General features: G+C 72.6%; 19 protein-coding genes. 14 read left to right on the plus strand and 5 right to left on the minus strand.

The genetic code is table 11. The features are described from left to right. The first annotated feature begins 376 nt into the window (after positions 1-376). Together ACYVHU_RS15295 and ACYVHU_RS15300 are read left to right on the plus strand one after the other, a co-directional pair. Positions 377-1,198, plus strand: a complete 822-nt coding sequence (locus ACYVHU_RS15295) for a hypothetical protein (protein ID WP_498948823.1) — start codon at positions 377-379, stop codon at positions 1,196-1,198. A 316-nt stretch (positions 1,199-1,514) separates the two neighbouring features. Beyond that, positions 1,515-2,264, plus strand: a complete 750-nt coding sequence (locus ACYVHU_RS15300) for a hypothetical protein (protein ID WP_078761876.1) — start codon at positions 1,515-1,517, stop codon at positions 2,262-2,264. Between the two features lie 446 nt (positions 2,265-2,710). Here the strand turns inward: ACYVHU_RS15300 and ACYVHU_RS15305 are convergent, their stop codons facing one another. From ACYVHU_RS15305 to ACYVHU_RS15320, 4 genes are all read right to left on the minus strand, one after another. Further along, positions 2,711-3,532: a hypothetical protein gene (locus ACYVHU_RS15305; RefSeq protein ID WP_078762069.1), complete on the minus strand. Its 822-nt coding sequence runs from the start codon at positions 3,530-3,532 to the stop codon at positions 2,711-2,713. A gap of 631 nt (positions 3,533-4,163) precedes the next feature. Further along, a complete protein-coding gene (locus tag ACYVHU_RS15310) occupies positions 4,164-4,394 on the minus strand; it encodes a hypothetical protein (RefSeq protein WP_144390102.1) in 231 nt (76 codons plus the stop codon). A 24-nt stretch (positions 4,395-4,418) separates the two neighbouring features. After that, the gene (locus tag ACYVHU_RS15315) at positions 4,419-5,213 is read right to left on the minus strand and encodes a RelA/SpoT-related domain-containing protein (protein ID WP_159457260.1); all 795 of its coding nucleotides are present in this window, start codon (positions 5,211-5,213) and stop codon (positions 4,419-4,421) included. A gap of 124 nt (positions 5,214-5,337) precedes the next feature. Then, positions 5,338-6,315, minus strand: coding sequence for an LCP family protein (locus ACYVHU_RS15320; RefSeq protein WP_490722752.1), 978 nt, complete (start codon positions 6,313-6,315; stop codon positions 5,338-5,340). Positions 6,316-6,983: 668 nt separating this feature from the next. Between ACYVHU_RS15320 and ACYVHU_RS15325 the strand changes: the two genes are divergently transcribed. From ACYVHU_RS15325 to ACYVHU_RS15345, 5 genes are all read left to right on the plus strand, one after another. Then, positions 6,984-8,471 carry a hypothetical protein gene (locus ACYVHU_RS15325; RefSeq protein ID WP_078761872.1) on the plus strand — a complete coding sequence of 496 codons (1,488 nt, stop codon included), beginning with the start codon at positions 6,984-6,986 and terminating at the stop codon, positions 8,469-8,471. A 153-nt stretch (positions 8,472-8,624) separates the two neighbouring features. Further along, on the plus strand, positions 8,625-9,890 hold the full coding sequence (locus ACYVHU_RS15330) for an ABC transporter substrate-binding protein (RefSeq protein WP_078761871.1): 1,266 nt from the start codon (positions 8,625-8,627) through the stop codon (positions 9,888-9,890). A gap of 14 nt (positions 9,891-9,904) precedes the next feature. Next, positions 9,905-10,837 (plus strand): carbohydrate ABC transporter permease, encoded by a 933-nt coding sequence (locus ACYVHU_RS15335; RefSeq protein WP_078761870.1) that lies wholly within the window; start codon positions 9,905-9,907, stop codon positions 10,835-10,837. Positions 10,838-10,872: 35 nt separating this feature from the next. Continuing rightward, positions 10,873-11,694, plus strand: coding sequence for a carbohydrate ABC transporter permease (locus tag ACYVHU_RS15340; RefSeq protein ID WP_200813627.1), 822 nt, complete (start codon positions 10,873-10,875; stop codon positions 11,692-11,694). A gap of 185 nt (positions 11,695-11,879) precedes the next feature. Next, positions 11,880-12,284 (plus strand): hypothetical protein, encoded by a 405-nt coding sequence (locus tag ACYVHU_RS15345; protein ID WP_078761869.1) that lies wholly within the window; start codon positions 11,880-11,882, stop codon positions 12,282-12,284. A gap of 13 nt (positions 12,285-12,297) precedes the next feature. Here the strand turns inward: ACYVHU_RS15345 and ACYVHU_RS15350 are convergent, their stop codons facing one another. After that, positions 12,298-12,855: a hypothetical protein gene (locus ACYVHU_RS15350; protein WP_078761868.1), complete on the minus strand. Its 558-nt coding sequence runs from the start codon at positions 12,853-12,855 to the stop codon at positions 12,298-12,300. 919 nt (positions 12,856-13,774) lie between these two features. On the opposite strand from ACYVHU_RS15350, the gene ACYVHU_RS15355 reads away from it, so the two are divergent. The 7 genes from ACYVHU_RS15355 to ACYVHU_RS15385 all read left to right on the plus strand — a co-directional run bounded on the left by ACYVHU_RS15355 (position 13,775) and on the right by ACYVHU_RS15385 (position 19,446). After that, positions 13,775-15,298: a sensor histidine kinase gene (locus ACYVHU_RS15355; protein ID WP_498948826.1), complete on the plus strand. Its 1,524-nt coding sequence runs from the start codon at positions 13,775-13,777 to the stop codon at positions 15,296-15,298. Further along, positions 15,291-16,031: a helix-turn-helix transcriptional regulator gene (locus ACYVHU_RS15360; protein WP_498948828.1), complete on the plus strand. Its 741-nt coding sequence runs from the start codon at positions 15,291-15,293 to the stop codon at positions 16,029-16,031. The genes ACYVHU_RS15355 and ACYVHU_RS15360 overlap by 8 nt, the downstream gene beginning before the upstream one ends. 59 nt (positions 16,032-16,090) lie before the next feature. After that, complete coding sequence (locus tag ACYVHU_RS15365) at positions 16,091-16,348, plus strand: DUF6343 family protein (RefSeq protein ID WP_078761866.1); 258 nt, start codon at positions 16,091-16,093, stop codon at positions 16,346-16,348. 37 nt (positions 16,349-16,385) lie between these two features. Continuing rightward, positions 16,386-16,619, plus strand: coding sequence for a hypothetical protein (locus tag ACYVHU_RS15370; protein WP_432937546.1), 234 nt, complete (start codon positions 16,386-16,388; stop codon positions 16,617-16,619). A gap of 70 nt (positions 16,620-16,689) precedes the next feature. Then, the gene (locus ACYVHU_RS15375) at positions 16,690-17,613 is read left to right on the plus strand and encodes a Rieske (2Fe-2S) protein (protein ID WP_078762066.1); all 924 of its coding nucleotides are present in this window, start codon (positions 16,690-16,692) and stop codon (positions 17,611-17,613) included. Beyond that, the gene (locus tag ACYVHU_RS15380) at positions 17,606-19,066 is read left to right on the plus strand and encodes an aldehyde dehydrogenase family protein (protein WP_498948829.1); all 1,461 of its coding nucleotides are present in this window, start codon (positions 17,606-17,608) and stop codon (positions 19,064-19,066) included. The genes ACYVHU_RS15375 and ACYVHU_RS15380 overlap by 8 nt, the downstream gene beginning before the upstream one ends. Before the next feature lie 143 nt (positions 19,067-19,209). Continuing rightward, positions 19,210-19,446 (plus strand): hypothetical protein, encoded by a 237-nt coding sequence (locus ACYVHU_RS15385; RefSeq protein WP_078761863.1) that lies wholly within the window; start codon positions 19,210-19,212, stop codon positions 19,444-19,446. Positions 19,447-19,774 lie beyond the last annotated feature (328 nt).

Consider the following 19,774-nt stretch of genomic DNA (forward strand, 5'->3'; position numbering starts at 1 on the left):
GGGGAAATGAGGGGAAAGCTGCTCTGTTCCGGGTCGGTGGGGCTGTGACCGCTCCCCTCCGTGGCGGCGCCGGGCCTTCCCGTTCCCGGCGCCTGGATCCAGCACATCGTTCCAAAATGGCGTTGGAAAGCAGCCAAAAGATAGGAAATGTGTGGACTTTAGTCCTGAAAGCGAAAAATCATCTTTCTCGGGTGGGCGGCCTTCCAGGGGATCCAGTAAAAGCGCTGGTGAGAGCCCGGGGACTGGTCGATCGCGAAGAAGCCGCCGGAGAATTCCCGAACAGGGTTGCGGACACGCAGGATCATGCTACGGTCACGATCAGTAACCGGATGGGCGGTCCTGAACCGCCCATCCCGCCGAAGGGAGATGATGCGCCGTGGCGTGTGACGGCCGGACGACGCAGCGCGGACCGCGCGCCGTCGTCGCCGCGCGCGCCGCCGACGGGCGTATCTCGTGGCGTCTGCTGGTCCTCGCCGGAATCGCCGCCGCGGCCTGGCTCCTCGGCGCGGCCCCGGCCACCGCCGACACCCTTGACGAAGCCCTTCTCGGTGACACCACCGGTGCCGTCGAGGAGGCCACCCGCGCCCTCATCCCCTCGACGACCACCACGGGGGACCCCGTCACCGACCTGGCGTCCCACCCGATCGAGGTCGTCGACGAGATCGTGGCCCCCGCCGGGATCGGGCCGGTCGCCGACCTCGCGCCGGTGGCCGCCCTCGCCCGCCATACCCGAGCCGACGTGGAAACCGCGGTCACCGGCGTCTCCGACCCGGCCCCCGGCCAGCCCGCCACCACGGCGCCCCGGCCCGAGACCGCCCCAGCGCATCGGGAGCCCCGGCCCGTCCCCCGGCAGGACGGGCCCGAGACACCGCGCCCCTCCGCGCCTCCCCTCCTCGCCGCCACCACGGTCGAGACCACGCCCGCGGCCACGACGGCGACAACGGGCGAGGTGGGACACGGCCGCGCCGACCTGCGCGACGACACGGCCGGTCCCGAGCGCGACCTCCACCGCTCCCCGGCCCAGGCCACCGCCCCGGCGGCCCCCCAACAGGCCGGCGCCCCGTTCACCTTCGTCACGGGATACCTCGCGACGGTCCCCGAGCCCCGTCCCGCGGCCTCCGGCCGCGCCGTCATCGGCGGAGCCGAGCGGGGCATGCCGCACAACCCCGTCGACGATCCGTCGTTCTCCCCCGACTAGCGCCCGTCTCGCGCTCGGCCAAAGGCCGATCGGCTTTTGCGCTCTTGAGCTCTCCCGTCCCAGCCGTATCCGGCTGGGGGCTGACGTGAGTCCCGTGCACGCGACGGGACACGGGATTCACGTCAGTCGGCGGTCCGCTCGACCCCTCGACTGACCCGGCCCCGCCGGCGCGTCCCCCAGGCGCGCCCCGGCCGGCCGCGGCCCCCTGGTCAACCCACTCCCGCGGTGCGCTCCCCACCGAGACGCCCGCGCTCCGGGACGCCGTCCCGGAGGGATCGACACCTCCTTAACGACACATCTGCAAAGGACCTCGACCATGTTCCGTCTCACGTCCACCCCCGTGAAGCTCGCCCTCATCGGCGCCGGCGCCGCCGGATTCATCGCCCTGGGCGCCGGCGCGGCGTCCGCCGACGTGGTCGGCTCCATCGCCGGCGCTCCCGGCATGGCCGCCCAGCACGTGACCCCGACCGTGGCCGGCGCTCCCGGCGCCGCCCTGCACGCCGTGGGAGAGGTCGGCGGCGAGATGGGAGGGCTGCGCACCGGGCCCCGTGGGGGCGGTGAGCTGATCGACCCCGCCGCCCTGGGCTCGGCCACCGGACTCGACGGAAGCGGACCCGTCACCCTGAAGCCCTCCGTCGGCGACAACGCGCTGGGCACCCCGGCCACCAACGGGCCGATCCAGCGGATCAACCACATGGGCGACGCCCCGTCCCTCTCCGTCAGCAGGCTCGCGGGGACCACGGACTCGCTGGTGGGCGGGGGCCCGCTCGGGGGGCTTGTCCAGATCCAGCCGGGCCAGACCGAGGTCACGCCCGGGATCCGGCACCACGCGGGCGGCGACGTCGAGGACGCCGCCTCCCGTGAGCGCACCGGGGACCGGCCGACCGGCGAGCGGCCCCGTGGTGGTCTGCTCGGTGCTCTCCTCCCCGGCGGGACGCCGCTCGACCGGGGCGCGGCCACCGGCGACGCCGGCGCGCCCCGAGAGGGCGAGCGCGTGGGCGGCCTGCTTGACGGGATCACCCAGGGCACCCCGCTCGGCGAGATGACCCTGCCCTTGGGCCTGTAGTCCACCATCGGCGCGCGTGACCGCCCCGGCGGGGGCCGGGACGGTCACGCTCCGCGGCCGGTGGGGGCAAGGACACACCCCCCACATCCGTGGAAGGAGCGCGCTCCACCGGCGTCGTGCCACTACCTTGGCTGGTGGAGCGACGAGCCGGAACCGTCTTTCGGTCACAGGACCGGACGAGGACGCCCGCGGCGACACCGGTACACCGCATCGGAGACGCCGCCACGGGGGACCCGGTGCCCGGCGTCCCGCCGGATGGGTGCGCACGTCGAGGGGCCGTGCGCACCGAACGGGCGAGGCCCCGTGGCCGGAGCCGGTCCGGCCCACCGCTTCGGCGCTTCCCAGTGGCCGATCCGGGCGGACGCCCGCTGGGAGGAACGGGGTGGCCGCATCCGCGGCCACCCCGTTTCACGTTCCCGCCGGGTTCGGCGCCCGACGCCCTCGGCTCACTTCTCCCGGCTCGCCCGCCGGGATCGGCCCAGCAGCGCCGCCACGTCCACCAGGGCGCGGCAGCGCGCGAACTCCACCGGGGTGAAGGGGATCCCCTCCCGGCGCACCACCAGCACGCCGCCCTCGGGGGCGGGCAGGCACATCACCGCGCCGGACACGTCGTCGGGGGCCATCCCCTCGGGAGGCCCGGGACGTAGCTCCACCTTCTGCGCGGCGGACAGGTCGGCCAGCGCCGACGGCAGGGTCGCCGGGTCGGTCACCAGCCCCGACACCAGCGCCAGCGTCCGGCTCGTGGTGTCACTGAGCTCGTGGGCGTCGGCGGTCCGGACCACCGGGTCGTGCCCGCCGGCCCGGACCACCGCGTCGGCCAGTTCCCCGGGACCGATCCCGGGCGGCGCGGTGGCCAGGAACTCGTCGACCGCGTCGGTGTAGCCCGGGTACACCTGGACGAGCCGGATGTCGACGCCGAGCCGCGCCAGCTCGGCGGTCAGCGTGGCCAGCCCTCCGGGAACGTCGGTGACGCCGACCCGGATGCGCCACAACTGCTCCTCCCGCCCGCCGGCCGCAGACGCCGTGGGCTCGGCCGGGGCGCGGTGGTGCTGCCACCAGCGGTGTCCCGAGGCGATCACGATCAACACCGCGCCGAGCGCCGGCAGCACCGCCGCCCCGTGGTCGCTGTGACCGAGCGCGAGCACGAAGGTGTGGGCCGCGCCCGCCGCGAGCAGGAGCGCGCCTAGTTCGAGGAGTTCCCGGCCGAGAAAACCCGGGCGTCGCCGGGGAGCGTGGTGGCGGGCGTGGTCGAATCCGCTGTGACCCATGCCGGTAACGATGCCCCGGTCACGTTGCGCTTCGACGACCACACGTGACGGCCTCGTAACGTCGAGCGGTGATTCCGGTCACGTCCCCCTGGCGGGGCCACCCCGCCAGGGGCCGGGCCGTCGTCCAGGAGGGGATCTCGCGATGGCGGCTGTCGACGAGTGTCCGCCCCCTCCGGTCCCGCTCGGTCCGTCCGGCGCGTCGCCCGGTTCCGGCGGCCGCGCGGTGGCCCACGGCCAGGTCGGGAAGGTGGTGCGCCCCACCGGCGCGGGGGGCTCCCGTCCGGGGCCGCCCTCGCCGGCATTCGGGGCGATGACGGGTTCGCGGCGTCGTGCCCCGGTACGGTCCACGGCCCGAGCGTGGGGAACCGGGTGGCCGGCCGGCCCCGTAGATCGTGCCGCCGGGGCCGGAAAGTCCGGCGGCCGCGATCCGGCCGTCTCGGCGCAGAAGGGCCGCCCACGGGAACGCCCCCGTCGCCGGTGGCCCGGTGACGGGGGCGGAGGAAGCGGAAGGGCTACTGCTCCTCGGTGCCCAGGCCGTTGGAGCACGGGAGGACGACCTGGTAGGGAAGCGCCGGTCACAGGGCAATGGCCCGCAGACGGTTGGAAACACGACCGAGGTCGGGACGCCGCCTCAGGCGATGCGGGCCGCCAGGGCGTCGAAGTCGAGGAAGTACCGCCCATGGCTGTGCCGCAGGGCCTCGCGGTCACTGGCCCCGAGAACGACGATCTCGACGGAGGGACGGCCCCGGTACTCCTTCTCGGCGGCGAACCGGGCCTCCAAGGCGTCCCTGCGGCCCTCGTACTCCTGTTCACGCAGGACACGTCCCGAGGAACGGTCATACACCACGAGAACATTCGTCATGGCTCGACGATACCTGAAGAGCCTCTAGACATCCCTGGCAAGAGCCATCTCATTCATGTCCTCCCGGAGCTTCGCGAGGTAGTCGTGCACCCGCCGCCACCCCTCCTGGACGCCTGGATCGCCTTCGCCGACACCCGCTGCCTCCGCCTGCTCAAGAGTGGAGATCACGTCGCTGACGGCGATCGCCAGATCGACCATGGATGCGCGCCTCCGATAGGCCGTGTCGTACCGGAGGTCAAGACCCGTCTCTTGCTCGGGGGTGAGGCTTTCTGCGTGGTCGGCCAGCCGGTGTCGCCGGTGTTCGGGAGGTTCTCCGTAGCGAATACCCCGCCCGACGAGGTCGGACAACTTCTCGAACATGTCGGCCCACTCGTGCTGCCAGCGTGTCCGCACCTGGATTTCGACGGGCAACCCACCGGGGTAGACGATGACGTGGACCGCTCGATAGCCGGAACTGGGGTCTTTTCGGCGGTCGACGAGACGCGGTGCGCGGCTTTCCTCCTGGAACACCCCCATGAGCGTCTCCGTCACGCGATCCTGCTCCCTTCTCCCGCCGTCCAGCACGATTCGCATTCCCGCGAGGTCCTGCATGCTCTTCAGCCAGGACCCGCCGTGCCGCCTCAGCTTCTCCAGGACCGTCCCCGTGTTCTTGACCCGGGACGAGGGAGTAAAGCCCAGGCCGCGCACGGTGCCAAGGGCGGATTCCAAAGCTTCGTCGTAGGCGAGCAGCAGCCGGCTCAGATCCGTCAGGTCGTCCTCGGAAGGAGAGGCCGAGGAGATCAGACGTTCCCCAAGCCGGACCACCTGCGACTTGCTCATGGGAAGGGGCATGGGTCAGTGGTAACAGAAAAGCGGCCGTCATCAGCCGCTTTTTGGAGGGCCGCCCATGGGAACGCCCCCGTCGCCGGTGGTCCGGTGACGGGGGCGAAGGAAGGAGGAAGGGCTACTGCTCCTCGGTGCCGGTGCCCAGGCCGTTGGAGCACGGGTTGGCGGTGGCGTCCCTGCCCTCGATGGCCTCACTGGGCAGGGCCGAGGTGCCGCCCGCGGGGTCCTCGGCGGCGGGCTCGGCCGGGTAGGAGGCGGTCGGCGTCTGCGACGGCGACGGCTTCGGCTCCTCGGGGGCGCCGCTCTCCAACGCCGCATCGTCGACCGGCTCGTCGGCGTTGATCGCCGCGAACAGCTCGGCGGCCTTCTCCTCGTTCCACACGACCCGGTTGGGGTCGTAGGGGGCCTGGAACCAGGGAACGGTGTAGAAGGTGATGTCGCGCAGGTCGACGTCGGCGAGCGTGGAGCCGATGGAGATCATCCTGTCCAGCGTCAACTCGGCGTCGGTGGCGGTGTGGTCGGTGACGGCCCCCAGCAGCGCGGTCATCTTGCTGGGGCTGGTCAGCACGTCGCTGCTGGTGACCTCGTCGGCGAGCGCGCCGAGGAACATCTGCTGCCGGTCGATGCGGCCGATGTCGCCGCCGTCGCCGATCTCGTAGCGGGCGCGCACGAACGCCAGGGACTGCTCACCGGTGAGACGCTGCTGCCCGGCCTCCAGGTCGAGCTTGGCGCGCTCGTCCTTCATCGGCTGGGGGATGCACATGTCCACGCCGCCGATGGCGTCGACCATGTCACGGAAGCCGACGAAGCTCAGGTGGACGAAGTGGTCGATGCGGATCCCGCTCAGCGTCTCGATGGTCTTGACCACGCACGGCGGCCCGCCGTGGAACAGGGCGGCGTTGATCATCCCGTAGTAGCCGGTGGTGCCCTCGGTCCCCTCGTAGGGGGCGCACTCGGGGAGCTGGACCAGGGAGTCGCGGGGGAAGTTCACGACCGTGACGCCGTGATCGGGCGAGACGTGGGCGAGCATGAGCGAGTCGGAGCGCTCGCCGACGAAGTCCCGTCCGCCGTACTCGGCGTTGCCGCCGGTGCGCATGTCGGAGCCGATGAACAGGATGTTGACGTCGTCGCCGATCTTGGGCGGGCGCTCCTCCTCGTTGAGCGCTGAGGCGAGGTCGTGCTGGACCATGTTGCCCCGCAGGGAACGGTAGTAGGCGTAGGCCGTGCCGACCCCGGTGAGGAGCACGACCACCAGCGCGACGGCGGTCCAGCCGAGCACACGTTTCCACCGCCGTCGGGGCGGGGCGGCGGCGTCGGGCGTGGCTGTGGAGGCGTCATCGGACATGAATAAGGGGTGCCTTCTATCGGCGGGCGTCACAGGACCTGGAGGTGCCGTGAGGGGCGAGGAGGACCAACGGGTCCGCGCTGAGACGTGCAGCGCGCCGCGGGGGAGGGGGAGGACCCGTATGGCGTGTTGACCGATCTTACGAGAATCCATCGCGGATCGCGCGCCCGGGCCGGTGATTGCCGTCTTACCCGTGCCCGGAGAGGAGGGGGCGCCATCGTTCCGGCACCGGGGTCGTCCGGATCGTGATCCGGCGATGATCCCGCGGTGACGTGCGGAAGTCCCGGTGGGGATCGGGGCGCGGCCGAATGTGGCCGTCCCCACGCCGTCCGGCTCCGGCCCGATTCGACGGCCGAAGAGAGTAAGCCATAGCCATCTGTCGCGTTTCTCCGGGAAAGTCCCGGTAAGGGGCGGCGGACATGAGGACGCGACGACCATCGGTGGGCCGCGCGGCCTGGGCGCTCGGCGCCGTCTGCGTCGGATACGCGGTCGCGGGAGTGACCCTCGTCCCGGCCGGGCTGCCGTTGGGCTGGGACGAGGCCGTCTACGTGGGCCAGTACGATCCGCACCGTCCCGCCCCCTTCTTCAGCGCGCCCCGCGCCAGGGGGGTGTCGGTGCTGGCCGCGCCGGTCGTGACGGTCACGGCGTCGGTGGTGGCGCTGCGCTGTTTCCTCGCGGCGGCGGGCGCGCTCGCGATGTTCGCGGGGTTCCTCCCCTGGCTGTGGGTCCTCCCCCGGCCCTGGGCCGTGCCGTTGGCCGCGTTCGGGTACGCGACACTGTGGCCGGCCCTGTTCTACGCGGGCGCGGCGATGCCCAACACCTACGCGGCGATGGCCTGTGCCGCCGCGACCGGGTGGTTCCTGGACGCGGCGCGGCGGCCGGGGGCGCGGTCACCCCTGTGGGCGCTGGCCGTGGCGCTGGCGGTCGCCGGGCTGATGCGGCCCGGTGAGGCGTTCTGGCTGACCGCGCCCCTGGCGGCGGCCGTCCTGCTCGTCCCCCGTTGGCGGCGGACCGGGCTCGCCGCGGCGGTGGTCGCGGGCGCGTTCGTCGGCGTGCTGCCGTGGATGGTCGAGGCGTGGACCGGCGGTCACGGTGGTCTTGCCGCGCGGATCGCGCGGACCGGCGAGATCCAGGGCGGCGCCGGGCCGACGTTCGCGCTGCCGCTCGCCGCCTCCGCGCTGGACGGTCCCCTGCTGTGCCGGCCGTGCACGGACGGCGTGCGCTGGCCGGCCGTGCTGTGGTGGCTCGTGCTGCCCCTGTTCGTCGCGGCGGGGGTGAGGACGGCGGTGCGGGCGCGCAGGGCCGCGGCGGGATGGCTGCCCCTGACCGTCGGGGTCTGCCTGGCGGTCACCTACGTCTTTTTCATCGGCTACGCGGCGCCACGGTTCCTGCTGCCGTCCTACGCGCTGCTGTTCCTGCCGGCCGCGCTGGGCGTCGTGGGGATGGTGGAGGCGGCGCGTCCCCGCTGGCGGCCCGTCATCGTCGCGGTGATCGCGGTGGGGCTCCTGGCGCACCTGGTGATCCAGGGGGTGATCCTGCGGCACTGGGTGGGCGTGCACGGCGAGGTGCGGCGGGACCAGGGGGCCGTCATCGCCGAACTGGACCGCCTGGGGGTGGATCCGCCGTGCGTGCTCACGGGGACCGAGGCGATCCCGATCGCCTACCGGGCGGGATGCGCCTCCGCGGCGGTCGGCGGCCACAACGGCACGCACACGCTGGAAGGACTGCTCGCGCTGTCATGCCGCACGCCCACCGCTCTGCTCACCCGAGGGGGAGGACCGGCGCCGCAGTGGGCGGAGGGGTGGAACGTGTACCCGGTGGCCGGCGAGGCGGGGCCGTGGGCCATCCACGTTCCTCCGTGGACGCCGGAGGCCGGAAGGGACGGGGTCCCCTGCCCGATCGGGTGACGGACCGCTCTCGGCTACGCAAAGTACCGATTCCCTCGCGAAGGGAAGTCGCCACTGTCATACTTGGCCGTCGGGGGAGCGGCCGTGGTGACCCGCCGGCACCCGTCCGCCGTCTCCCGCGACGCGCTCCCGGCACAAGGAAGGGCGGGGCCGATGACGTCCGGATCCTCCCCGATGTCCCGCAGGCGTTTCCTCGGCCTGGCCGCGGCGCCCGTGGCGGCCTCGTTCGCGACCGCGGGGTGCGGCGACAACACCGGCCGTCCCGATGGCGACCCCGGGACGCTCGTGCACTGGTACCACCAGTACGGCGAGGAGGGGGTGCGCGAGGCCGTCGAGCGTTACGCGGCGTCCTACGACCGCGCCCGGGTGCGGGTGCAGTGGACTCCCGGCGACTACGCCACGCGCCTGCTGGCGGCACTCCAGGGGGGAGCTCCGCCCGATGTCTTCGAGTACCAGACCAAGGTCGACCTGGTCAGGGCCGGTCTACTGGAACCGCTGGACGACCTGATCGCCGACGTCCGCGACGACTTCTCCCCGGCCGCGCTGGCGATCCACACCGTCGACGGTTCCGTCTATGGAATTCCACAGGCTGTGGACACCCAGGTGCTCGTCTACCGCAAGAGCCTTCTCGACGACGCCGGGACCGAGCCGCCCCGCACCTGGGAGGCGCTCGCCGACGCCGCGCGCACGCTCACCCGTGACGGCCGCAAGGGGCTGTTCCTCGGCAACGACGCCGGCGTCTCGGTGGCCGGGCCGATGATGCTGTGGTCGGTCGGGCTCGAACAGGTCACCGCCGACCGGCGGCCGGGGTTCGCCGATCCCGCGGCGGCCAGCGCGTTCGAGCGGCTGCGCGACCTCTACGAGGAGGGGACGCTGCTGCTCGGAGCCCCCACCGACTGGGCCGATCCCGCGGCGTTCGTCCAGGAGCTCACCGCGATGCAGTGGACCGGGCTGTGGGCGCTGCCGCGCATCGAGGAGGCGTTCCCCGGCGACTACGGTGTGCTGCCCTGGCCGAGGTTCACCGAGGCCGGTGCCGACTCCGTCCCCGTCGGCGCGTTCGGCGCCATGGCCGCGGCCGAGGGCGGGGCGGCCGATCTCGCCAAGGACTACATCCACTGGCTGTGGATCGAGCGCACCGACCTCCAGGAGGACTTCAACCTCGGCTACGGCCTGCACATCCCGCCCCGCGGCTCCATCGCCTCCTCGGCCCGCCGGCTCGCCAGTGGTCCGGCCGCCGACGCCGTCGACTACGTCGACGAGCTGGGCCGGCCCTCCAGCCCGCCCGAATGGACCTCCGCCATGGACGCCGCCTTCAAGGACGCGCTCGGCAACATCGTCAAGGGCGGTGCCGCACCCCGCGAGGAGCTGGAACGCGCGGCACGGACGGTCCAGGACGAGCTCGACGCGCTGTTCGACTGAGACGGGCGGGCGACATGAACGGCACGCCACGGCGGAGAGGGTGGGAGGGGATCACCGACCGGCCCGCGTGGGCTTTTTGGATCCTCGCGGGTCCCTTCTTCGCGGGGCTGGTGGTCTTCGGTCACCTCCCCCTGCTGTGGAGCATCTACCTCAGCTTCTTCGAGGCGCGCAACACCGTCACCCCCACCGAGTTCGTCGGCCTGGCCAACTACGCGCGCATGCTCACCTCTCGGGCCTTTCTCGACAGCCTTCTCACCTTCACGCTGTTCGCGCTGTTCGTCGTGCCGTTGACCTTCGCCCTCTCGCTCGGACTGGCGCTGCTCCTGCACCGGGCGCGGCGCGCCCGCCCCCTGTTCCGGACGGCCTGCTTCCTGCCCGCAGCCTGCTCCTACGTCGTCGCCGCCCTGGTGTGGAGGCTGACGATCTTCAACGGCCTGCCCTCGGGACTGGCCAACACGGTGATCGGCCACTTCGGCGCCGCCCCGATCGCCTGGCTGGCGGTGACCGACCCGCCCTGGTACTGGCCGGTCCTGGTGTCCCTGCGGCTGTGGCTCCAGGTCGGCTTCTACGCGCTCATCTTCCTGGCCGGACTCCAGCGCATCCCGCATTCGCTGTACGAGGCCGCCTACGTCGACGGGGCCTCCCCCGGGTGGACCACCTTCCGCCACATCACGCTGCCGCAGTTGCGCGCCACGTCGATCGCGGTGCTCCTGCTCAATCTCATCGCCGCCTACCAGGCGTTCGACGAGTTCTACAACCTTCTGGGCGCCGACGGGACCTATCCGCCCTACGCCCGCCCGCCGCTGGTCTACCTGTACTACACCGCGTTGGGGTCGGGGCAGGACCTCGGCCGTGGCAGCGCGGGCGCGGTGATCCTCGCCCTGCTCATCGCGGCGGTCACCCTCGTCCAGGGGCGGCTTCTCGGGATCGGCCGGGGGCCGCGGTGAGCGCGGCGGGACGGTTCGCGGGTCGCGTGCCGCGGGTGACGGTGGGGGCCGTGGTCCTGTACGCGACGTTGACGCTGGTCGCGCTGCTGTTCCTGCTCCCCTACCTGCTGATCCTGCGCAACGCGCTGTCCACCGACGCCGACATCACCTCGCCCGGTTGGTCACCGCTGCCGCGCGAGCTCGACTGGGGAGGGTTCGCGGCCCTCTTCTCCGGCCGGGACCCGCTCATGGCCACCGGACTGCGCAACTCCGCGGTCGTCGCGGTCCTCCAGACGGCCGGACGGCTCCTGGTGTGCTCGGCCGCGGGCTACGCGCTCGCCCGGGTCCCCTACCGGCATGCCGGCAAGCTCGTCCTCGTGGTCCTCGCGACGTTGATGATCCCGGCCGCGGTGACCTTCGTCCCCACCTTCGTCGTCGTGTCGTCCCTGGGCTGGGTCTCCTCCTGGCGGGGGCTCATCGTCCCCGGCCTGTTCAGCGCGTTCACCGCGTTCCTGTTCCGGCAGTACTTCCTGGCATTCCCACGGGAGCTGGAGGACGCCGCGCGGGTGGACGGGCTCGGCTACTGGGGGACGTACTGGCGGGTGGTGCTGCCGAACTCGCTGCCGTTCCTGGCGGCGATCGGCCTGATCTCCTTCGTGGAGAGCTGGAACTCCTTCCTGTGGCCGCTGGTCATCGCCCAGGACGCCTCGATGTGGACCGTTCAGGTCGTCTTGTCCACCCATCTCACCGCCCAGACGGCCGACCTCCAGGGCCTGTTCGCCTCGGCCGCGGTGTCGGTGGCCCCGTTGGTCCTGGTCTTCGTCCTGCTTCAGCGGCACATCGTCTACGGCGCGACGGAGGCGGGGATCCGACGGTAGAGGAGAACTGTTCGTAACACGTCGGATACGTATCGCAGTAACGGCCTGCTGGGGACGCGAAATCGCTTATAAGGTTTACCGCGCATCGCGAGAAATTCCTTGTTTTTCGTCGGAGCCGTGCCGTACCGGTGTCTCCCCACACCAGGGACGCGCATCTGGTCTCCGCCCGTCGGAGCGGACCCCTCATGCCCCTTCCCGAACCGGCCGGACCCGATCCCGTCCGCCTTCCCCACATCCATGGCGCCGAGCCGCAGCGTGACCTGGTCGATCGCATCACCAGCGGTCTCGGTGCCCACGAGTGCGTTGTCATGGGCGCGTTGACCGCGCGCGACCGCCAACGCATCATCGCGGCGGGCAAGGTCGCCGGAAAGCGCCTCAAACGATCCACCGTCATCACCGAGACCGACGCCGGTATCGAGATCGCCTTCGACGACGACACCGAGCTGCTGATCAGGCCGGCCCCCGACCCCCTGGTGTTCGAGTCCGGGTCGGAGGAGGCGGCGGACATCTCGTCGTCGAGGCTCGACCCCCGGCGCCGTCACGCCGTGGACGAGGACACGCCGCCGAAGAAGCGGGTTCCACGGGACTGAGTCGCGGGGGCGCTCAGTCCTCCAGTGACACCCGGAAACGTAGTGACGCCGTGGTGTCCGCGGCCGGCTCCGGTGCTCCGTCGCCGGCCGGCCGCAACTGGAAGTACAGGTGGGCCGTCTCGCCCGGCCCCAGCGCGCGGGGCCCGGGCACGTTCTCCAGGGGGCCCGGGGTCAGCGGCTCCCAGGCGGGGGAGTCCCAGGAGCCGGGCCGCCATGACGCGGGTTTGAGGAGGGCGCGGACCTCCAGGGGAGACTCCGCCGGGAGCGGACCGTCCACGACGGGACCGGCGATCCCGATGGCGTCGATCTCGGCGCGCGAGGGGCCCGCGTTGACGATCCGCACCCTGTACCACATGTCGCCCCATGGATCGGTCAGTCCGACCGGGGTGGCGCCGCTCAGGCGTATGACGGGCCGGGACAGGGCGGAACGTCCCTCGGAGGTGGTCACCAGGGGGGCGCCGTCCCGGTCGGCGTGCGCGAAGTAGGCGTATGTCGCACCGGTCACGGCGGCGGCGATCCCGGCCACGGCGGCGGCCCCGATGGCGGCGAGGACCTTGGGAACGATGGCCACGGGAGAACTGTGGTCCTTTCGAACAGGAACGCAGCGGCTGTGACAGGCCCGATATGGCCGTGTCGAGAGGCTACCGGGCCGGGGCGGCCCGCGGCGGACAACGGAGAATCCGGCCCTCTGCGCGGCGAGGGACCGTCCGCGTAACGTCGCGCCGCGGGCCGAGGGGCGTGGCGCGCGGGGCGGGGAGACGACGTCCGTCCCGCTGCGCTCTTCACCCCGTCCGTCCTCCCGGCCGGCACCCCCCACTCTGCCCGTGGCCATGCCGCCACGTCATCCTCAAAGTCGATGACGTCGCCGCCGTCCATGGCCGACGGCAGAGGCGGTTGGACGCCCATTCCCCGATCCTCGCGACGGTGGGACGGCGTGGGAAGGCGGGAACGAATTCCCGGCCCCGACCGCCCCGGCGTGGAATTCGGTGAGCGTGTTTCCCGGAAAACTCTCCTGTCCGGCGAGGTGATTCCGTAGGGTGCCTCCTGCGTGCCCCCGCCGGACGCTGGAGACGGACCTGAAGAGCGGGTCCCGTGTCGCCGCCCGGCGGGCAACGCCATGTGACGTGGCCTGGAGTGACTGCTACGAGAGGAACCCGGACGGAGCGAGCCCGAGGGCGAGGGGAACCGTATGGATGATCGCGCTATGTCATCGTTCAATGACGTTTCGCCAACGAAAAAGAATAGCGATGGACGAGCGCCGAAAAGGGGACCAAATCCCCATCCAACCGATTTCTTTTTCCGTCTTTCCCCGGGTTACGTCACGGCGGTCTCCGCTATTTCCGTCACAGACCGGTTTCCCTCCCGCCTCCTCCACGGAGGTCCTCCCCCCGGCTCCGTCCGTCCGGCGAGCTCTGCGGGGGCGACCGGCCCATGCCCACCGGCCCGGCGCCCCCGATCGCGTTCCCTCCGCCGAAAGAGCCCCGAGCAACGTGCGAAAACTCGTCTTCGAAATCTCCCTCGCGCTTCCCGCCGTCGCCGCCACGGCGATGGTCCTCCAGCAGGTCGAAACCGGGACCGAGAGGGTCAGCGGCGACGTGCCCGCCACCCTGGCCATGTTCGCCTCCGGGACCGCGGTCGCCACCTCCTTCCTCGCGGAACTGACCGCGTGCATCAGCGGACACCCGCCGCTGCGCCGGATCTCGGCGGCGATGGCGGTCTACGCGCTCGTCGTCGTGCCCGCGACCGCCGCCGGTGACGGGGGAGACACCGCGACCGTCCTGCTGGCGACGGCCCGGCACGCCGCCGGCCTGTGTACCGCGCTGCTCCTCCTCGCCTCGGCCTCCCCCTACGACCGGCCGCGTCCCTGGAGACTTCCGGGGTTTCGGACCCCGGCGGGGGGTTCGCGCGGGGGCGCCATCGCGCTCGGCTGCACCCTGGTCGCGGTGCTCGCCGCCGCCTCGGCGCCCGAGGTGGCCGCACCCCTGGTCACGTCACCGCTCATGGGGGCGGCGGTATCGCTGCTGTGGGTCGACGCCGGGCTCCTCATGATCGCCTCGGGGCTGATCCGCTACCGTCCCGTATCCGCCTGGACGGGCGTCGGCGTGATCGCCATCATCAGCGGGCACGCTCCCCGGCTGCTGCTGGGGGAGCCGATCGTCTCCTCGGTCCTGCTGGTTCCCGGGATGCGCCTGGTGGGCCTCCTCCTCATCCTCTGTGTCGTCCTGCGGGTCGCCTTCCTCGTCCACCGCCAGATCACCCTCGACCGCGAACAGTTACGCGACGCCCGGGCCGAGGCGTCCCAGACCCGCGAACGCATGTCGGAGCAGGTCCACGAGCTGCGTAACGCGCTGGCCGGGGTGGACGGGGTCGCCCACCTGCTCGCGCTCGGCGAGGGCGGGGACGTCGAACTGGACCGGGCGGCGCTGCGTGCCGCGCTGTCGGCCGAACTCGGCCGCATGCGCGCCCTGCTCGACGAGGGGGTGTCCTCCCGGCCGGAGGAGCCCGTCAGACTGGCCGGCCTGTTACGGCAGCTCGTCTTGATCCGGCGTACCACCGGCATGCGGATCGACCTGTCGGTGGAGGAGGACCTCGCCTCGACGGCCCCCCACCGGGTCATCGCCCAGGTGGTCACCAACGTGCTCGCCAACTGCGAGCGGCACGCCCCCGGCGCGCGCGTGACCGTGACGGCCTACCGGACCGGAGATCAGATCAGGATCCGCGTCCACGACGACGGTCCCGGAGTGCCCCCGGGACAGCAGGAAGAGGTGCTGCGCCGCGGCGTCAAACGGGAGGGCTCGCCCGGGCAGGGCATCGGCCTGCACCTGTGCCGCGAGCTGCTGTCCGCCCACGGGGGACGGTTACGGCTGGTCTCGGCCCCTCCCGAGGAACCGGGCTGCACCGTCCTCGTCGATCTGCCCGCCCGTCCCGTGCGTCAGGGATGGGCGCCTCTGGCGCACGGGACGGCACGGGGCGAACGCCCGCACACGCTCGGAGGTGACCGTGCCGGTGCCTGACCCCGGTTCCGGGGGCGCGGCGCGCAACACCGTTTCGGCGCCCCGCGTCCTCATCGTCGACGACCACGAACTGCTCAGCACGACGATGGAGCTCGCCCTGCGCGCGCAGGGCATCACCGCCTTTCGGCCGCGCTCGCTCGACCCCGACTCCGTGCGCGCCGCCGCAGCGGATGGTCCGGCCGGTCTTCTGCTGCTCGACCTCGACCTGGGCAGCGGCGCCGACGGCGTCCCGGTGGACGGGATGCTCATGGCGGAGGACCTCCGCGCGGAGGGCTGGATCGTGCTGATCCTGACCGGGACGACCGAGAAGACCCGTATCGCCGCGGCCATCGCCGCGGGGGCCGTGGGCTGGATCTCCAAGTCGGCGCCCTTCCCCGACCTGGTCCGGATGATCGTCGACGCCGTCGCGGGCCGCCCCGTCATCTCGGCCCAGGAACGCGAGCACCTGCTCGATATCCACCGACGGGCGCGGACGCACCGGCGGACGGGGCGGGAACTGCTCGGGCGGCTCACCGCTCGGGAGCGTGAGGTCCTCAACGAGTTGGTGGCCGGCCGACGAGCCGCGGTGATCGCGCGGGACTCGGTCGTCTCCATCGCCACCGTGCGCTCCCAGATCCGTTCCATCCTCACCAAACTGGAGGTCTCCTCACAGCTGGAGGCGGTCGCGCTGGTCCGCTCCCTGCCCGGGTGGACCGATCCGGGGGGTGGGTTTGGCGGTCCCCTGTCCGGATAGCCGGAAGGGAACGGAGGGCCACGCCCACCGCGTGGCCCCGACCGGACATGGGAGGACCGATGCGCGGCGGCGAACGGCCGGGACGGCCGGCGAGGGGAACCCCGGAACGCCCCCGAAGCGCTCTCAACCTACGGCTGGCGCTGGCCATCCTCGGTGTGGTGATGTGCGTGGCGCTGGGGGTCCTGGCCCTGGTCAACGGGTTTATGATCCTCGCGGTCCTGCTGGGGGTGCTCGCGATCATCGGCGTCGTCGACATCTGCGTCGTCATCGTCCGCCGGCGCCGGCGGGGTTCCGGGTACGACTCGCTGTTCGAGTAGGCGCCGCGTCCACCGTTCCCCGGAAAGGAGAGCCGTCGTGTCCGAACCGCTCGGCCAAGAGCCGCGTACCACCCACGACCGCGATGTCGCGCCACTGTTGCGCGACGACGAGGAACAGGAGGGCCAGCGTCCCCGCGAGGAGGGACGTCAGGTGACCGGGACCGGGGTGCCCACCGACATCCCGCGCGAGGACGACGACGAGCGGGCCCGCTCCCGCGACGAGGGGCCCTCGACCGGAGGCTCCGCCCACGACCACGTCCCCAGACCCTGACCTGGCACGTCGCCGCCCGGACGAGCGCGCCATGGGATTCAACGCGGGACTCGCGGGTAGCCGCCCGCCCATGAGACTGGGAGAACGGATCCACCGGATCGAGCGGGCCACCGGCCTGGACCGGGCGGTCACCGCCATGCAACGGGTCACCGACCGCATCCCCGAGGGCGGGGTGCGCGACGTACTACACGGGGTGCAGCTGGGGCACCCGCTGCACCCCCTCCTCGTACAGGTTCCGATCGGCGCGTGGCTGTCGGCGGCGGTACTCGACTTCACGCCCGGCTCGGAGCGGGCCGCGCGGCGGCTCGTCGACGTCGGGCTGGTCGCCAGCCTGCCCGCCGCGCTGGCCGGCTCGACCGACTGGTCGCAACAGCAGCAACGGCACAAGCGGGTCGGCGTCGTCCACGCGGGTCTCAACACCGTCGCGACCATGCTGTACGGCGCGTCGTCCCTGGCCCGCCACAGCGGGCGGCACGGGCTCGGCAAGGCGCTGGGGATGGCCGGACTGGGAGTGGTCAGCGTCAGCGGCCTGCTCGGCGCGCACATCTCCTACGCGCTGTCGGGCGGCGCCAACCACGCCGACCACGTTCCCGACCGGATCCCCGACGGCTGGCACGACATCGGCACCCTGTCGGAGTTCCCCGAGGGGCGGCCGGTCCACGGTGTCCTCGGTGACATCCCGTTGGTCATCGTCCGCACCGGCAGCGACGTCCACGTCATGGCCGACGAGTGCGTCCACATGGGCGGTCCGCTCTCGCAGGGCGAGTACGCCGACGGGTGTGTCACCTGCCCGTGGCACGGCAGCACCTTCCGCGTCACCGACGGGTCGGTCGTCAACGGCCCGGCCACCACCTCGCAGCCGGTGCTGCGCACGCGCGTACGCGACGGCATCGTCAGCGTGCGGCGGGCCGATGCGGGGGTGGCGGTACCCGCGCAGCGCGCGGAGGAGGCCGCCGCGGAGAAGACGCGCGCGAAGGGGAGCGCGCGTGGTTGAGCAGGCACACGCCCCGGCCGCGCCCCAGGTCCGGGTGCCGCAGGTCCGGTCCGGCCGCGATCCGGTCGGTGGCGGTGACCTGACGATCCTGAACCCGCGCGACGGCTCCACCGTCGGCCGTGTCCCCATGGCGACGCGCGCCGACATCGACACGGCGTTCGAACGCGCCCGCCGGGCCGCTCCCGGCTGGGCGCGTACCCCCGCCACCGAGCGGGGGGCCGCGCTGCGCGCCGCGGCAGCGGCGTTGCGGGAGAACGTCGACAACCTCGCGGTGCTCAACGCCCGCGAGACGGGCCGTCCCGTCGCGGAGGCGCGCGAGGGCGTCACCGCCGGTGCGGGGACGCTCGAGCAGTACGCCGAACTGGGGCCGCTGCACCGTGGCCGCAGCCTCGTCGGGGACTGGTCGGCCACCGATCTGATGGTCGCCGAACCCCGCGGTGTCGTGGTCACGTTGACCCCGTGGAACGATCCGGTCGCCGTGAGCTGCGGCATCGTCGGCGCCGCGTTGGCCACCGGCAACACCGTCCTGTACAAGGCCAGCGAGCGCGCCCCGCACACCGGCGCGCTGTTCGCCGAGATCGTCGCCGCGGGCCTGCCCGAGGGGGTGCTCAACGGACTCACCGGTGACGGCGCTGTCGGGGCGGCGCTCGCCGCGGACCCGCGTGCCGACGTGGTCGCCCACGTCGGGGGGACCGCCACCGGGGACTCCATCCGGCAGGCCACCGCGCACACCGGCGCCAAGGCGCTGCTGGAGAACGGCGGTAACGACCCGCTCATCGTCGACGAGGGCGTCGACCCGGAGTGGGCCGCACACCAGGCCGCCATCGGCAGCTTCGCCAACAGCGGACAGATCTGCACCTCCGTGGAGCGCATCTACGTGCACCGCGCGCTCGCCGACCGCTTCGTCGAGGCCCTTGTCGCCGAAGCCGCGCGGCGCGTCCCGGAGTCGGCCGCGGCCGGCGAGGTCGAGCTGGGGCCGCTCGTGGACCGGCGGCACCGCGACGCCGTCCACGCCCACGTCGAGCAGGCGGTGCGCGCGGGCGCGACCCGCCTCATCGGGGGCGAGATGCCGGACGGCCCCGGCGCCTACTACCCGGCGACGGTCCTCACCGGCTGCACCCCGGCGATGACGGTGATGCGCGAGGAGACGTTCGGTCCGGTCGCGGCGGTGCGCGTGGTGGACTCCTTCGACCAGGCGCTCGACGAGGCCGGCGACGACCGCCACGGGCTCGCCGCCACCGTCCTCACCCCGTCCATGGAACACGCGCAGCGGGCCTGGCGGGAGCTCCGGGTGGGCACCGTCAAGGTGAACGCCGTCTTCGGGGGAGCGCCGGGAGGTGCGGCGCAGCCGAGGGGCGTCAGCGGCCAGGGGTTCGGGTACGGTCCCGAGCTGCTGGACGAGATGACGACGGTCAAGGTCGTCCACATCGAGCCCGCGAAGCACCCGGGGTAGCCGTCCGGACCCGGGGGACCCGCGCAGACGTGTGACGCATGGCACGGGGTGATGAGGGTGAGCCATGACCCTTCCCCGTTGTCTTCACGCGTGGCCGTCCCGGTCGGGGCGGCCACGCGCCGTGTCAGGACAGGAGAATCCCCATGCGCCAGGCGGTCATTCCGCGCGACATCGCCCAACGGGTGCTCAGGATCCCCGAGGTGGTGGCCGTGGTCCCCCATCCCCTCGGCCGTGGGGACGCCCTCGAACTCCATATCCGCGCCCGCCACCGACACGCCCTCCCCCGGGTCGCCGCCGCCGTGCAGGCGGTGCTCTGCCGTTTCGCCCGTGGCGGCCACATCGCCGTCCGCCTCGACCCCCTCGACGACCTCCCCGGGTGATCGTCCCGCACGGCCCGGCGCGGGACGGGGCGTCACCCGCCCGGCGGGGCAGGGGCACTCCGATGCCGCCACCGGCGCGCGGCACCCGCCGTCGCCGGGTGGACGAGACGCGGGTGCCCCCGGGGAGCCGCGCGGCCCCCGCGTGGCCGGAGGGGTGCGGTCACGGCCTGGACCGTTCTGTCCGTGCGTGTTTTCGGGCTTGGAGGAGTCGGGGCGGTGGAAGACGGGACGAGGGGACTTCGGCGGGAAGGCCCGCGTCCGCGGCTTCTCGATCGGCGCGTGAGAAAGCGTCCCCGTCCCGGGGTTCCGGCGTCGTGAACCGCCGGAC

This window comes from Marinactinospora endophytica (assembly GCF_054780875.1).

Excerpts from the sequence above, each read along its gene's own strand:
- ACYVHU_RS15300 (WP_078761876.1), top strand. The coding sequence starts at position 1,515 with ATGTTCCGTCTCACGTCCACCCCCGTGAAGCTCGCCCTCATCGGCGCC.
- ACYVHU_RS15305 (WP_078762069.1), bottom strand. The coding sequence starts at position 3,532 with ATGGGTCACAGCGGATTCGACCACGCCCGCCACCACGCTCCCCGGCGA.
- ACYVHU_RS15310 (WP_144390102.1), bottom strand. The coding sequence starts at position 4,394 with ATGACGAATGTTCTCGTGGTGTATGACCGTTCCTCGGGACGTGTCCTG.
- ACYVHU_RS15315 (WP_159457260.1), bottom strand. The coding sequence starts at position 5,213 with ATGAGCAAGTCGCAGGTGGTCCGGCTTGGGGAACGTCTGATCTCCTCG.
- ACYVHU_RS15320 (WP_490722752.1), bottom strand. The coding sequence starts at position 6,315 with ATGCGCACCGGCGGCAACGCCGAGTACGGCGGACGGGACTTCGTCGGC.
- ACYVHU_RS15325 (WP_078761872.1), top strand. The coding sequence starts at position 6,984 with ATGAGGACGCGACGACCATCGGTGGGCCGCGCGGCCTGGGCGCTCGGC.
- ACYVHU_RS15330 (WP_078761871.1), top strand. The coding sequence starts at position 8,625 with ATGACGTCCGGATCCTCCCCGATGTCCCGCAGGCGTTTCCTCGGCCTG.
- ACYVHU_RS15335 (WP_078761870.1), top strand. The coding sequence starts at position 9,905 with ATGAACGGCACGCCACGGCGGAGAGGGTGGGAGGGGATCACCGACCGG.
- ACYVHU_RS15345 (WP_078761869.1), top strand. The coding sequence starts at position 11,880 with ATGCCCCTTCCCGAACCGGCCGGACCCGATCCCGTCCGCCTTCCCCAC.
- ACYVHU_RS15365 (WP_078761866.1), top strand. The coding sequence starts at position 16,091 with ATGCGCGGCGGCGAACGGCCGGGACGGCCGGCGAGGGGAACCCCGGAA.
- ACYVHU_RS15375 (WP_078762066.1), top strand. The coding sequence starts at position 16,690 with ATGAGACTGGGAGAACGGATCCACCGGATCGAGCGGGCCACCGGCCTG.
- ACYVHU_RS15385 (WP_078761863.1), top strand. The coding sequence starts at position 19,210 with ATGCGCCAGGCGGTCATTCCGCGCGACATCGCCCAACGGGTGCTCAGG.